9 protein-coding genes and 3 pseudogenes are annotated in these 14,605 nt (G+C 36.0%); 10 read left to right on the top strand and 2 right to left on the bottom strand.

Going from position 1 to position 14,605, the window contains the following annotated elements; genetic code table 11:
• On the bottom strand, positions 1-1,512 hold the full coding sequence (locus RRF69_RS05680; RefSeq protein ID WP_316941057.1) for a PLP-dependent aminotransferase family protein: 1,512 nt from the start codon (positions 1,510-1,512) through the stop codon (positions 1-3).
• 75 nt (positions 1,513-1,587) lie between these two features.
• Here RRF69_RS05680 and RRF69_RS05685 point away from each other — a divergent pair, with 75 nt between their 5' ends.
• The 3 genes and pseudogenes from RRF69_RS05685 (at position 1,588) to RRF69_RS05695 (ending at position 5,646) form a co-directional block, all read left to right on the top strand.
• The gene (locus tag RRF69_RS05685; protein ID WP_316941058.1) at positions 1,588-3,411 is read left to right on the top strand and encodes a TonB-dependent receptor plug domain-containing protein; all 1,824 of its coding nucleotides are present in this window, start codon (positions 1,588-1,590) and stop codon (positions 3,409-3,411) included.
• 226 nt (positions 3,412-3,637) lie between these two features.
• On the top strand, positions 3,638-4,210 hold the full coding sequence (locus RRF69_RS05690) for a hypothetical protein (protein WP_316941059.1): 573 nt from the start codon (positions 3,638-3,640) through the stop codon (positions 4,208-4,210).
• 9 nt (positions 4,211-4,219) lie between these two features.
• A pseudogene (locus tag RRF69_RS05695) lies at positions 4,220-5,646 on the top strand (flotillin family protein).
• 153 nt (positions 5,647-5,799) lie between these two features.
• Here the strand turns inward: RRF69_RS05695 and rseP are convergent.
• Entirely contained in the window at positions 5,800-7,149 is a 1,350-nt protein-coding gene (gene rseP / locus RRF69_RS05700) for an RIP metalloprotease RseP (RefSeq protein ID WP_316941060.1), read from the bottom strand.
• Positions 7,150-7,318: 169 nt separating this feature from the next.
• On the opposite strand from rseP, the gene RRF69_RS05705 reads away from it, so the two are divergent.
• From RRF69_RS05705 to RRF69_RS05735, 7 genes and pseudogenes are all read left to right on the top strand, one after another.
• Positions 7,319-7,999 carry an SCO family protein gene (locus RRF69_RS05705; protein WP_316941061.1) on the top strand — a complete coding sequence of 227 codons (681 nt, stop codon included), beginning with the start codon at positions 7,319-7,321 and terminating at the stop codon, positions 7,997-7,999.
• Positions 8,000-8,050: 51 nt separating this feature from the next.
• A pseudogene (locus RRF69_RS05710) lies at positions 8,051-8,277 on the top strand (ferrous iron transport protein A).
• A 6-nt stretch (positions 8,278-8,283) separates the two neighbouring features.
• Positions 8,284-8,352: pseudogene (locus RRF69_RS05715) on the top strand (GTPase); the annotation flags it as partial.
• A complete protein-coding gene (locus RRF69_RS05720) occupies positions 8,340-9,314 on the top strand; it encodes a FeoB small GTPase domain-containing protein (RefSeq protein ID WP_316941112.1) in 975 nt (324 codons plus the stop codon). The pseudogene RRF69_RS05715 and the gene RRF69_RS05720, both read left to right, overlap by 13 nt.
• Positions 9,311-10,393, top strand: a complete 1,083-nt coding sequence (locus tag RRF69_RS05725; RefSeq protein WP_316941062.1) for a ferrous iron transporter B — start codon at positions 9,311-9,313, stop codon at positions 10,391-10,393. The genes RRF69_RS05720 and RRF69_RS05725 overlap by 4 nt, the downstream gene beginning before the upstream one ends.
• A 153-nt stretch (positions 10,394-10,546) precedes the next feature.
• Positions 10,547-11,080: a DUF2911 domain-containing protein gene (locus RRF69_RS05730; protein ID WP_316941063.1), complete on the top strand. Its 534-nt coding sequence runs from the start codon at positions 10,547-10,549 to the stop codon at positions 11,078-11,080.
• A 142-nt stretch (positions 11,081-11,222) separates the two neighbouring features.
• Positions 11,223-14,570: a leucine--tRNA ligase gene (locus RRF69_RS05735; RefSeq protein ID WP_316941064.1), complete on the top strand. Its 3,348-nt coding sequence runs from the start codon at positions 11,223-11,225 to the stop codon at positions 14,568-14,570.
• The last annotated feature ends 35 nt before the right edge of the window (positions 14,571-14,605 follow it).

The raw sequence follows: 14,605 nt of genomic DNA on the forward strand, positions 1-14,605 counted from the left end.
CTATTTTTCCATCTTTCTCAGAGTAACCTTTTGATAAGCTTTTTTTAGTTTTTTAATAACAGTTGCTATTTCGTCTTTATCTAGGTGCCCAAAACCAAAGCGAATGGCACAGGTGTTTTTGTCTTGATAAAGAATAATTTTTGGTAGAAATAAATCCTCTTTTTCGGCTTCTTCTGCTAATTTCACTAAGGATATTTTAGGTTCAAATTGCAACCAAATTGCCAATCCTCCAGAGGGGATTTTCCATTGTGCTATTGTTGCAAAATATTTGGTCAGGAGCGTGCATACATTATCTCGTCTTTGTCTATATATCATAATGTTTTTTTTCATGAGACGATAAATCTCACCTTCATTAATTAGATCCGAGAGTATTTGTTCTTGTATTAAATCGCCTTGCTTATCCAATAATTCCAGATAATTTTTTGCTTCCGAGATGAGGTTTTCTGGTGCTACGACAAAACCTGTTTGAAAACTTGGAAATAATGATTGTCCAAGTTTCCCTAAATAAATAACCATACCGTTAGCATCTGCACTTGCCATAGGCAACATTGCAGAGCCTTCAAACTGAAAGTCGTAATCGTAATCATCTTCAATAATAGCAAACTCATACTCTTTAGCAAGTTCTAACAATTTTAAGCGACGTTCTGCGCTGAACTTTACTCCTGTTGGATAATCTCTATGAGCACAGATGTATACACATCGAATACTTCGTTTTATAAAATGGGTTTTTATGTATTCAATATCCAAACCATCAGTATCTACAGGAATTGTTTTGATGGTTGCACCGGCTTGTTGAAAAATCATATTTGAGGCATAGTTGCTTAACCGTCCAACCAATACGACATCATTTTGTTGTATTAATAATTGAGATACGATGTATAAACTCAGTTCTGTACTGCGCGTACTTATTAGATTATTAGGTTTTATATGAAAACCTCTAGTTGTATTTAAATAATTACACAGTTGAGTTTGAAACAAAGAACAGGAAGATTCGTTGGGGCTGTCCCATTTTTTTATCAGCGTTTTTCGTTTCATGGACGCACTGTACCACCGTGTAAACTCATGCACAGGGTGCAATCGTAAATCGGGTTTCCCATCGTTAATGGTATACATTGCGTTAGTTAATTGAACAGTCGATGCTAAATGAAATGATTTTTGGAAAAGAAATCCTGTTGACTTTGCATAGGTATTTGCGCCATTTATTTTTTGTGAAGGCGCTGTGATACTTGCTTTTTTAAGGACTGATTCTATAACAAATGTACCTTTGTTGGGGATTATTTCTACCCAACCTTGAGAAGCCAGCTCCTCGTAGATAGCAACGGCTGTGTTTCTGTGAATTTTTAATAACTGACCCAATACACGAGTTCCCGGTAACATTGTACCTTTGCTAATATATTTCCGTTGTATGGCATTTACAATTTGCTGTGAAACTTGGATATAAACAGGTTGAGATACCGATTTATCAAAATTAATTAGCTGTTTAAAAAGAGCAATAACCGGACTATCTATCATTTTAAAACGGGTCTATTTTAGGCGTCCGGAAAGTTACCACTTTTGTAGCATCTTTAAATTAAAATAATAATCAAAATGACACGAAATAAATTACTACTTTTTTCATTTGTTCTGATGCAAGTGCCATTTTTTTCTCAAGAAACGGTGGTTCCTCAACAATTAGATACCATTGTAATCAAATCGACGAGAATTGATTTGCCGTTCAAAGAAAATTCGAGAACAATACAAATGATCACTTCACAAGACATTGCTAATAGCGCTGCAACCAATGTAGCCGATTTGTTGCAACAAGTCGTTGGAGTAGATATTAGAAGGCGCGGAACCGCCGGAAGTCAGGCAGATTTATATATAAGAGGAGGAGGTTTTGATCAAACCTTACTGTTAATTGATGGAATAAAAATGGATGATGCACAGACTGGACATCATACCATGAACGCCGCTTTGCCTATTGAAGTAATTGAACGAATAGAGATTATTAAAGGACCTGCAGCAAGAGTTTTTGGACAAAACGCCTTTACGGGAGCCATCAATATCGTAACCAAAAAGAAGTTGAACAACAGCGTTTCTGTCCATCAAGAAAAGGGCTCTTTTGGACAAACAAACGGATCTTTAACCGTAGGAAAGAGTTATGAAAATACCTCAGTAATTGCGCATGTGGGGGTATTGTCTTCAGATGGATACCGAGACAATTCTGATTATAAGAATTCCAACTATTTTTTGAAAGGTGTTTTCAACAAAAAGAAACAACCGATTGAAATGATTGCCGCTTTTTTCGATAAAAAATTTGGTGCACAAAATTTTTATACGCCAGAATCTTTTGGATTTAACGAGTATGAAGAGACACAGAGTAGCTTGATTGGTGTTTCAACTACTTTTAATACGGGAAATTTTAAAATCAAACCCAGAGCTTATTGGAAGAGAGGACAAGATATTTTTCTTTTGAAAAGAGAGAATCCTGGGTTTTTTAGAAATCAACATATTACACATAAAGTGGGAGTAGAAACCAATGCATCGTATACTTCGAATGTTGGAATTACCGGATTTGGAGTTGATATTTCTAAGGTTTCCATCAGCAGTAATAATTTGGGAGATCGAGAGCGAACTATGGCAAATTTATTTTTAGAGCATCGTTTTCATCTGTTGAATGACAAATTAGATATTACACCAGGGGTTGCGGTAACATATTTCTCTGATTTTAAATTTCATGCCTTCCCAGGATTAGATATTGGATATCAACTATCGGCCAACTTAAAAGCTTACGGAAATGTAGGGGTTACCTACAGAATCCCTACCTATACCGATTTGTTTTACAATTCACCAAGCACAAGTGGAAATCCAAACTTAGCACCCGAAGAAGCTTTTTCTCAAGAAATAGGAATGAAATATCGCGGAGCTAATTTTACTGGTTCCATTGCTTTTTTCAACCGAAATTCAGATAATTTAATCGATTTTATTAGAGCAAATACTGCGACAAGTGTTTTTACTGCAACAAATATTACCGATGTAAAAACACAAGGGATGGAGTTGGACGGATTGTATCATTTTACTGCCAACAACTTTCGTCAAACACTTGCTTTTGGATATTCTTATTTAAAGGATGATATTTTAGATCAAAACAAAGACTTGTCGCGGTATTCTTTAAATACCTTACGACACCAATTGAGTACTCGCTTTAGTTCTCAGTTCTTTAAAAATATACGTCAAAACATTATTCACAAATATGCAGAACGAACTATAGGAACTAGTTATCATGTATGGGATGCCTCTGTGATTGTTTCTCTTCCTAACATCAGCTTTACGCTAACGGCTAATAATATTTTCGATGCAGCATACATCGAGTCTGGTTTTGTACCAATGCCTCCAAAGTCTTTTCTATTTGGAATGAGATTTCACCTCTAGTGAAAACAACCACGTTTTTTATAATGCCTCGAGATTTTTTCGAGGCATTTTTGTTTTTTTTGTAACAAAACAGAAGTTTATACTACCTATATAAGTAGCAGGGGGTATTTCTTTTAAAACAGGAATCGAATTTACAGGTTTTTGTGTAGTGCTTTTTTGGTTTTATCAGTGAAGATTTATCCGTTGTATTGTTAGAACGATATATTCACTTTAAAAACAAAATGTTATGACAGAATGGTTTTCAGGATTATCCTCTTTCCAACAAACCTATTGGATAATCACAGGGATCTCAACTCTTATTTTTTTATTTATTTTAATAGGCACTTTTATTGGTGCAGAAGGAGATGATATTGGCGATGTAGATGTGGAAATTGAAGCAGATACGGGTGCTGGCTTTCAATTTTTTACATTTAAAAACCTTGTTGCTTTTTTCGCCCTTTTTGGGTGGAGCGGAATTGCTAGCATCGATGTAGGAAATTCAAAAGCAATTACCATTTTAATTTCTATTGCCTGTGGTCTGCTAATGATGTTTGTAATGGCGGCCATGTTTTACTACATCAGTAAGTTAAGTTCTAGTGGAACGTTAAAAATGAAAAATGCCTTATACGAGATTGGAGAAGTGTATTTAACAGTAGGAGCAAACAGGTCTAAAATTGGAAAAATTCAAATAAAAGTTCAAGGAGCTTTAAGAGAACTCGAGGCTTTAACAGATGCCGATGAAGATTTAACTCAAGGAAAAGTAATTAAAGTGATAGAAGTAACAAGTAACGGAATATTAATTGTAGAACCTCAAAAATAAGAAATCATGATGCTTAATTTAATAGGATTGCAAAGTAGTAGCCCATTTGCAGGCTTGGTAGGAATTGGAATTGCCATAGTATTTATTTTTATTCTTATCGTTGGAATACTCAAACGATATAAAAGGTGTCCTTCCGATAGGATTTTAGTTGTGTATGGAAAAGTGAGTGGCGGTGAGTCTGCCAAATGTATTCATGGGGGTGCAGCGTTCATTTTTCCAGTAATTCAAGATTATCAGTTTTTAGATTTAACGCCAATTTCTATTGAAGTCAATTTGGTAAACGCTCTTTCTAAGCAGAATATTCGTGTAAATGTTCCCTCAAGATTTACCATCGGAATTTCTACAGAACCAGGATAATGCAGAATGCGGCAGAACGGTTATTGGGATTGGGCCAAAATGAAATTCAAGAATTGGCACAGGAAATTATTTTTGGGCAATTGCGTTTGGTGGTTGCTTCAATGGATATTGAAGAAATCAATTCAGACAGGGATAAATTTTTAACCAATATTTCTCAAAGTGTAGAGTCGGAATTGAAGAAAGTTGGATTGAAATTAATCAACGTAAATATTACCGATATTGTTGATGAGTCAGGATATATTGAAGCTTTAGGGAAAGAGGCAGCTGCCCATGCCATTAACGCTGCAAGGAAATCGGTTGCTGAAAAGAATAGAGACGGATCTATTGGAGAGGCAAATGCGTTACAAGATCAAAGAACAAAGGTTGCGGCAGCGAATGCTCAGGCCGTAGAAGGAGAAAATACTGCAAAAATTGCGATAGCCAATTCTGACTCTAAACGAAGACAGCGTGAAGCAGAAGCAGAGCGAGTTGCAATCGCATCAGAGAAAGTACAAAGTGCTAAGGCCTTAGAAGAGTCGTATGCTGCCGAGCAGTTAGCAGAGTTAGTAAGAGCAGAGCGTGAGCGTTCTTCCCAAATGGCAGATGTTATTGTTCCTGCTGAGATTGACAAGCGGAAAGTAGAAATTGATGCAGAAGCACGTGCAGAAAACATCAGAAGAATTGCAAAAGGAGAAGCAGATGCGATTTTCTTAAAAGCAGAAGCAGAAGCAAAAGGAGTTTATGAAGTTCTGACCAAACAAGCTGCGGGTCTTGATCAGATTGTAAAAGCTGCAGGAAACGATTCTCATAATGCAGCACTCTTATTGATTGCAGACAAATTACCGGAATTAGTAGGTCTTCAAGCTGAAGCGATTAAAAACATTAAGATTGACAAGGTAACGGTTTGGGAAAATGGCAGTGGAAAAGACGGAAAATCGTCTACCTCAAATTTTATTTCAGGAATGTACAAAGCTGTACCACCGCTTCAAGAAATGTTCAACATGGCAGGAATGCAATTGCCAGAATATTTAAAAGGAAAAGAAACTGAAGCGGAACCTGCAGAAGGAGAAACAGCAAAAGACACTTCTTCTAAAAAATAACTTTTTCTAAGAGAAAAGCCTACAGTCAACCTATTGCGAGGACCTCATACGTTTTTAAAATCTCTGAGGTCTTGTAAAACAGCAAAGAGTTGAATTCAAAAGTAAAAAGCGAGCCATTGGCTCGCTTTTTACTTTTATGATATTGCTAATTCGTTATTTTAAGAGCTTAAAAATGTCATTTCCATTTGCGAATAATAACAGTCCAACCAATAAGAAGAATCCGATAATTTGTGCGTATTCTAAAAATTTGTCACTTGGTTTTTTACCTGTAACGATCTCCCAAAGAGTAAACACCACATGTCCACCGTCTAAAGCAGGGATGGGTAAAAGATTCATAAAGCCCAACATGATGGATAAGAATGCGGTAATTGTCCAGAAAGACTCTGCACTCCATTCTGAAGGAAAGATGCTTCCAATCGATATAAAGCCTCCCAAACCTTTATAGGCACCTGTTTCTGGATTAAAAATTTTCTTTAATTGTTTTACATAATTGGTCAATGTGCTCCAAGATTTAGTCATTCCTGCAGGAACAGCTTCAGTAAAAGAATATTCAATATCAGCCAATTGGTAGTAGCCCAATCGTTCCAAATCTTTGTAAGGAATGTTTGTGAATTGCACCCCAATATAGCCGTTATTGGAAACGCTTACCGGAACTTCTTTGAGTTCCCCCTCTCTTCGTACTGTTACTGTAATGTCTTGTCCTTTGTAGGTGTCTAAAATTCCTTTAGCCTCATCGTAATACTTAATAGGGTTTCCGTTGATGGCAGTAATAAAGTCTTTCGCTTTTAAATCGCTCTTTCCATTTAAAGAGTCTTTTTGTACTTTTCCAATCACAAAAGGATATCTTGGAGCTACAATAGGTCCTTCAGCATTGTTTTTTCGAGCAATTAATTTTGAAATAAAGTCTACAGGAAGATCTTTGGCAATGGTTTCTCCATTTCGATCAATGGTAAAATTATTTCCGTTGATAAATCCGACGGTGATATCGTTAAATTTTCGAATTTTTTCTCCATCAATCGTTAAGATTTTGTCGCCGTTTTGCAATCCAATTTCAGTAGCCAATTCTCCTTGCACCCATACTCCATCTTTTACGCTGTCATTGGGTAAAAATTTCTCTCCATAGGCCCACATCAAACAGATGTATATAAAAATACCCAACACAAAGTTGACAAAAACACCCCCTAGCATGATGATCAAACGTTGCCAAGCTGGTTTCGAACGAAATTCCCAAGGTTTTGGTTCTTCTTTCATTTGATCAGTGTCCATGCTTTCATCAATCATTCCAGAGATTTTTACATATCCTCCAAGCGGAATCCAACCAATCCCATACACAGTATCTCCAATTTTTTTCTTAAAAATGGAATATTTATAATCGAAGAAAAGATAAAATTTTTCTACTCGTGTTTTGAATAATTTTGCAGGGATAAAATGCCCCAACTCGTGCAAAACAATGAGTAAAGAGAGACTTAGAATAAACTGAGATGCTTTTATGAATATTTCCATTTGGTATGATATCAAAATTTTGAACGAGCAAATGTACGGTTTTAAAGAGAGTTCTAAAAACAAGAGCTTGTCTAGATTTTGATTTTAACATAGATTTTAGAGTGGATTTGTAATTGCTTGCTTTTTTTAGGGTTTTTTATGTTGTAAATTTGTAGAAATATCATGTAAAATGGATTTCAGCTTCTTTAAAAAATCTTTTCCAACCCTCCTTTTTTTGGCATTGTTCTCACTTGTTGCGTTGCCGGTTTTTTACCAATTATTAAAAGTAGATCAAAAGCTAAAAATCTATAACCCTGCAGATGTAAATCCGCGCTTGGTTGATGAAAGTCTTAGGCATGTTCAAAAAAATCACACCATTGCAAATTTTGAATTGATCAACCAAAATGGAGAAACCATTACCCATCAAGATTATCAAGATAAAATTTATGTTGCCGATTTCTTTTTCACGCGCTGTCAAACAATCTGTATTACTATGGCTTTTCATATGAGCGAGTTGCAAGAGGAGTATAAGGATGACGATGACATTCTGTTTTTATCACATTCGGTTACTCCAGTGATGGACAGTGTTTCGGTCTTAAAAGCATACGCAGAAAGCAAAGGCGTGATCGACGGAAAATGGAATGTAACCACTGGAAGTAAAAAACACATTTATGAATTGGCAAGAAAAAGTTATTTTGCAGTTGTAGATGAAGGAAATGGTGATGAGAACGACTTTATTCATACAGAACAATTTGTGTTGGTCGATAAAGAAAGACGCATCCGTGGCTATTATGACGGTACCGAAAAAAAAGACATGGAAAAATTGAAAACAGACATTTCTGTGTTAAAAGAAGAATATAGAAATGATTAACTTGTTTAGAATCATTCTAAACGTTTATCTTTGCTGCTCAAATTAAAAAAAGTGAATACAATTGCATCATTACGTATTGGCGAAATTGGATATATTTCTGAAGGAGCATTGGATGCTATTCCATTGAAACTATTAGAAATGGGTTGTTTGCCTATGGGGCTGAGGTTGAGCTCATCCAAATTGCACCCTTAAAAGACCCCTTATATATTTGTGTCAATGGGAGTCATTTGGCAATCAGGAAAGAAACAGCTGCCCAAATTCAAATTCTTAAAAGCTAATATTGAATGGCTAAAAACGATATAAAAGTTGCTTTAATTGGAAACCCAAATACGGGAAAAACATCCCTGTTCAATCAGTTGACAGGGTTGACGCAAAAAGTCGGGAATTATCCAGGGTAACTGTCGATAAAAAGATAGGAAGGTCTAAGCTGTCAGCAACACAAAACGCGATCATTACAGATTTGCCTGGAACCTACAGCATCAATCCTACTTCGATGGATGAAAGTATTGTTTTAAAAACCTTATTAAAGAAAGACATCAAAGAATCTCCAGATGTGATTTTAGTAGTTGCAGATGTAGAAAATTTAAAAAGAAATTTACTCCTTTTTTCTCAAATTAAAGATTTAGAAATTCCAACAGTTTTGGCAATCAATATGGTTGACCAAATGAGCAGAAAAGGAATTTCTATCGATTTAACTGCATTAAAAGAAGAGCTCAATACTGAAGTTGTTTTAATCAGTGCCCGAAAAAATCAAGGAATAAATGCTGTAAAAGACGCAATTATAAAGTGTCATGTTGCGGCAAAAGCATCTCCGATGTGTGATGCGAACTACAAAATTGATCCCGAGTATTTTGATCGTCTCAAGGCCATCAACCCGAATTTTAGTTTGTATGAATTGTGGTTAATGGTGACTCAAAAAAATTTTCCAGAAGGAATTTCAAAGAAAGAAAAAGACGAGCTCCTTTCTTTCAATAGAGATGTGTCGCGATTGAAAAAATACCAGCACAAAGAAACGATTTATCGCTATCAAGAAATTAACAAAGTCTTGAAGAAAACCTATCTCGTAGATAAGAGCAAAGCAACAGATTTAAGAGGAAAACTCGACAAAGTATTTACCCACAAAATTTTCGGATACGTACTCTTTTTACTAGTATTGCTGCTTATTTTTCAAGCTATTTTCGATTGGTCTTCATTACCAATGGATTTGATTGACACCACTTTTGCTCAGTTATCTGACTTTGCAAGAGGCAATTTACCCGCTGGAGTTTTATCAGATTTAATAGTCGAAGGCATCATTCCTGAATTGGTGGGGTGATTATTTTCATCCCTCAAATAGCCATTCTATTCCTGTTTATTGCCGTTTTAGAAGAAACTGGATATATGAGTCGCGTAGTCTTTTTAATGGATAAAATTATGCGTAGGTATGGAATGAATGGGAAAAGTGTGATTCCATTAATTTCTGGAACTGCATGTGCAATACCAGCAATTATGGCGACAAGAACTATTTCTAGTTGGAAAGAACGCCTCATAACAATTTTGGTTGTGCCCTTCACCACTTGTTCTGCAAGATTGCCTGTCTATGCGATTTTAATTTCTTTGATCATCCCCAATACAAAAATATTAGGCTTTTACAATTTGCAAGCATTTACCTTACTCATGTTGTATGCCTTAGGGTTTGTAACAGCAATTATTGCGGCCTATACATTACAGAAAACGTTAAAAATAAAGAGCAGTTCTTTTTTTGTGGTAGAGATGCCCAATTACAAATTACCTTCGATCAAAAATGTTCTTTTTGATGTTTTAGAAAAAACAAAAGCTTTTGTTTTTGGAGCAGGAAAAATTATTTTGGCGCTGTCTGTTGTGTTGTGGTTTTTGGCATCTAATGGTCCCGAATCATTCAAAAATGCAGCAAAAGAGGTAACTGAAAACACTGCAAATTACTCATTGACAGAAACAGAATTGCAACAAAAAATTGGAGCGGTAAAACTAGAAAATTCTTATATTGGAATTATGGGAAAATCCATAGAACCAGCCATAAGACCTTTGGGGTACGATTGGAAAGTGGGGATTGCATTGATTACTTCTTTTGCAGCCAGAGAAGTTTTTGTGAGTTCTCTCGCAACCATCTACAGTGTTGCAGCTGATGACGAAAATACCACAACAATTAAAGAAAAAATGAGATCGGAAATCAATCCCATTACTGGGAACAAGCGATTTAACTTTCCAACAGGAATGTCTTTGCTTGTTTTTTATGCCTTTGCAATGCAATGCATGGCTACATTGGCAATCGTAAAAAGAGAAACCAAGACCTTAAAATGGCCTTTGATCCAATTGTTTGGAATGACTGGATTGGCATATATTTCATCATTCGTTGTCTATCAAATTTTAAGTTAATGCAACAAATTCTTGTATATTGCATCTTATTTGTAGCCCTTGGGTTTTTAGTGAAAAAGTATTTTTTCTCTTCAAAATCTAAAAAAAAATGTAATACAGATTGCGGCTGCTCTTAATGTGCATTCAATGTTTAACAATTAAAAAAGTATTAAAATGAAAAAATCAATTCTTTCTATTGCAATTTTTGCAATCACATTTATTAGTTCTACAGAAATTGCAGCTCAGGCATTTAAAGATCTAGATAAAAGTCCAATGGATGCTGCGGCATATCCAAGCAGTTATAAGGTTTCGGACAAAATTGTAAAAGTAGTTTACAGTCGTCCTCAACTAAAAGGAAGAGATCTAGCAAAATTAGCCCCTGCTGGAAAAGTATGGAGAACAGGAGCAAATGAAGCCGCAGAAATTACTTTTTATAGAGATGTTACTTTTGGTGGTAAAGCTGTCAAATCAGGAACCTATTCGTTATTTACAATTCCTTCTGAAGAGGGTGATTGGACCGTTATTCTCAATACCGCAAGAAATGTTTGGGGATCATATTTTTACAAAGAAGACCAAGATATTGCTCGTGTTTCTGGAGCTGTTTCCAAATCAGAAAAAAACATCGATGCTTTTTCGATGGTTTTTGACGAAGACATGACTTTAAAAATGGGATGGGGAAACACGATTGTTTCCGTGCCTATTCAGTAAAATACGTTTTAAAAAAGCTAAAAAACACAACGGTCTACCTTTACAAATAGACCGTTTTTTTGTGCCCATAATTTAAGAGAACTATAGACTTTACTCTTTAGGAGAATAAACGTAAATTTGCCCCTCAAATCAAGAAGTAATAATGCAGTACAATCATAAAGAGATCGAAGAAAATTGGCAAAAATTTTGGGCAGAGAACCAAACTTTTAAAGCAGAGAATAATTCTGAAAAGCCAAAATATTATGTGTTAGACATGTTTCCTTATCCATCTGGAGCTGGCCTGCACGTTGGACATCCTTTAGGATATATTGCAAGTGATATTTATGCGCGTTACAAACGACATAAAGGATTTAATGTATTGCATCCACAAGGATATGACTCTTTTGGGTTGCCCGCAGAACAATATGCGATTCAAACTGGACAGCACCCTGCAACCACCACCGAAGCCAATATTACAACCTATAGAAAACAACTGGATAAAATTGGCTTTTCTTTTGACTGGTCTCGTGAAATTCGAACCTCCGACCCGAATTACTATAAATGGACTCAGTGGATTTTTATTCAGCTTTTTAATTCATGGTATCATATTGATACTGATAAGGCAGAAGACATTTCAACTCTGATTGCAATTTTTAAAAAAAACGGAAATACAACTGTCAATGCAGTTGCGGATGAAGATATTACTCCTTTTTCTGCAGCCGAATGGAACGCATTTTCAAAAAAGGAACAGGAAGCAATTTTGTTGCAATACCGATTGACATTTTTGTCGGATACACAAGTAAATTGGTGCCCTGCATTGGGAACAGTTCTAGCCAATGACGAAATTGTCAATGGTGTTTCAGAACGAGGAGGACACCCTGTTGTTCGTAAAAAAATGACCCAATGGTCCATGCGAATTTCTGCATATGCACAGCGTTTACTTGACGGATTGGAGCACATAGATTGGCCACAGCCTTTAAAAGATTCTCAAACTAATTGGATTGGACGCTCTCAAGGCGCCATGGTCTCTTTTAAAGTAGATGGAGTTTCTTCAAAAGAAAGTACAGATGTAAAGTTATCATACAAAGAATTAGAAGCCTTAAAAGAATTGCGATTGAATTTATCAAAAGCAGAAGGAATTCTTTGGGATGAATTAAAAAATAAAAAAGGAGCAGCAAAATTCAGAAAAAAATATACCATCGGTACTTTTTTAGTAGATTATGTATGCTTGGCAAAAAATACCATTGTAGAATTTTCTGGAAAAGAAGATGAAGCTTCGAGAACTGCTTTTTTCGCAAAAGAAGGTTTCAATGTGGTTCGTTTTACCAACGAAGAGGTCATCGATAATGTATTGCAAGTTGTTTCTAAAATCAATACTGCATTGCAATTTCCAACAGTTGTAAAAACAGAAAAAGAAGTAGAAAAGAAAACGTCTAAAGCCTATACTATTGAGGTGTTTACAACACGACCAGACACCATATTTGGAGTGTCTTTTATGACCTTAGCTCCAGAGCACGAGTTGGTGTCAAAAATTGTAACAGACAAACAAAAAGCAAAAGTAAACGCCTATATTAAAGCAACCGCAAAACGTTCTGAACGCGATAGAATGGCAGATGTAAAAACCATTTCGGGAGTGTTTACAGGGGCATATGCATTGCATCCGTTTACGGGAGCAAAAATTCAAATTTGGATTGGAGATTATGTGTTGGCAAACTATGGAACAGGTGCTGTAATGGCAGTTCCTTGTGGAGACCAACGGGATTTTGATTTTGCATCTCACTTTGGAATTGAAATCCCAAATATTTTTGAAGGGGTTGAACTTTCTGAAGGGGCACACACAGACAAAGAAGGAACAGTGCTTGCAAATTCCGATTTTTTAAACGGACTTTCTTACAAAAAAGCAATGCAATTGGTCATTTCCGAATTGGAAAAAAGAGGCATTGGATATGGAAAAATCAATTATCGTTTGCGCGATGCCGTTTTTAGTCGACAACGCTATTGGGGAGAACCTTTCCCAGTGTATTATAAAGATGGAATGCCACAAATGATTGACGAAAAATACTTGCCAATCGTATTACCAGAAGTTGAAAAATACTTACCCACTGAAGATGGAAAACCGCCTTTAGGAAATGCAACTGAATGGGCTTGGGATGCTCGTGGGAAGAAAGTTGTTTCAATCGATAAGTTGAAAAACAAAACCGTTTATCCACTTGAATTAAACACCATGCCAGGTTGGGCAGGGAGTTCTTGGTATTTCAATAGATATATGGATGCGACCAATGATGGCGCATTTGCTAGTAAAGAATCGTTGAACTATTGGAAAGAAGTAGATCTATATATAGGAGGATCTGAACATGCCACGGGACATTTATTGTATGCGCGTTTTTGGCAAAAATTCTTGTTTGACAAAGGAATTGTTTCTGTCGATGAGTTTGCAAAAAAACTCATCAATCAAGGAATGATTTTGGGAACTAGTGCTTTTGTTTATAGAGCAACTCCGTTTATCAAGTCTGACTGTTTTACGGAACACACCAGTGAAGAAACCTTAAAAAAGCTTCCGACACTTATTGTTTCCAAAAACCTATTTAGCTCAGAAACCGAATTTGAAACGATTGTTAAAAATTATTTATTAGACAATGGTTTTTTAAAGCCTGATCAAGCAGACAGCATCATGATTGTTCAAACAGCAATCCATGCGGATGTTTCTTTAGTAAACGCCTCCGACGAATTGGACCTAGAAGGGTTTAAAAACCACCCTATCAATCAGGATTATACAGAGGCTCTTTTTCTTTTAAAAGACGGAAAGTATGTCGTTGGTAGAGAGGTTGAAAAAATGTCGAAGTCGAAACACAATGTGGTCAATCCAGATGATATTGTTGCAGAATACGGTGCCGATGCATTGCGTTTGTTCGAAATGTTTTTAGGTCCTTTAGAACAAGCAAAACCTTGGAAAACTTCAGGGATTTCGGGAGTGTATTCGTTCTTAAAGAAATTATGGAAATTGTATGTAGACGAAAATGGCATTGCTGTTACTGATGAAAAACCAACTCAAGACGAGTTGAAAACTTTGCACAAGACCCTAAAGAAAGTGTCAGAGGATATCGAGAACTTCTCTTTCAACACCTCTGTGTCTACCTTTATGATTGCGGTCAACGAATTGACTGCACTAAAGTGCAATAAACGAGAAATTTTAGAGCCTTTACTGGTATTATTATCACCCTATGCACCTCATATTTCAGAAGAATTATGGAGTTTGTTAGGAAATAAAGCCTCAATTGCTACTGCCAATTTCCCAGTTTTTGAAGCAAAGTATTTGGTAGAAAGTACAAAGAACTATCCCATTTCATTTAATGGAAAAATGCGTTTCACCATTGAATTGCCGATGGATTTATCGAAAGAGGAAATTGAAACAGCCGTATTGAATGACGAAAAAACAATAGCACAATTGGAAGGAGCAACTCCAAAAAAAGTAATTATTGTTCCTAGTAAAATAGTAAATATTGTTGCATAACCAACTCAGAAGAAGCTTTGCTCTTACCAATAGCT

It is taken from the genome of Polaribacter sp. HL-MS24, assembly GCF_032758595.1.
In the GTDB taxonomy this organism is placed as follows: Bacteria; Bacteroidota; Bacteroidia; order Flavobacteriales; family Flavobacteriaceae; genus Polaribacter.

Excerpts from the sequence above, each read along its gene's own strand:
- RRF69_RS05705 (WP_316941061.1), top strand. The coding sequence starts at position 7,319 with ATGGATTTCAGCTTCTTTAAAAAATCTTTTCCAACCCTCCTTTTTTTG.
- RRF69_RS05735 (WP_316941064.1), top strand. The coding sequence starts at position 11,223 with ATGCAGTACAATCATAAAGAGATCGAAGAAAATTGGCAAAAATTTTGG.
- RRF69_RS05730 (WP_316941063.1), top strand. The coding sequence starts at position 10,547 with ATGAAAAAATCAATTCTTTCTATTGCAATTTTTGCAATCACATTTATT.
- RRF69_RS05690 (WP_316941059.1), top strand. The coding sequence starts at position 3,638 with ATGACAGAATGGTTTTCAGGATTATCCTCTTTCCAACAAACCTATTGG.
- rseP (WP_316941060.1), bottom strand. The coding sequence starts at position 7,149 with ATGGAAATATTCATAAAAGCATCTCAGTTTATTCTAAGTCTCTCTTTA.
- RRF69_RS05685 (WP_316941058.1), top strand. The coding sequence starts at position 1,588 with ATGACACGAAATAAATTACTACTTTTTTCATTTGTTCTGATGCAAGTG.
- RRF69_RS05680 (WP_316941057.1), bottom strand. The coding sequence starts at position 1,512 with ATGATAGATAGTCCGGTTATTGCTCTTTTTAAACAGCTAATTAATTTT.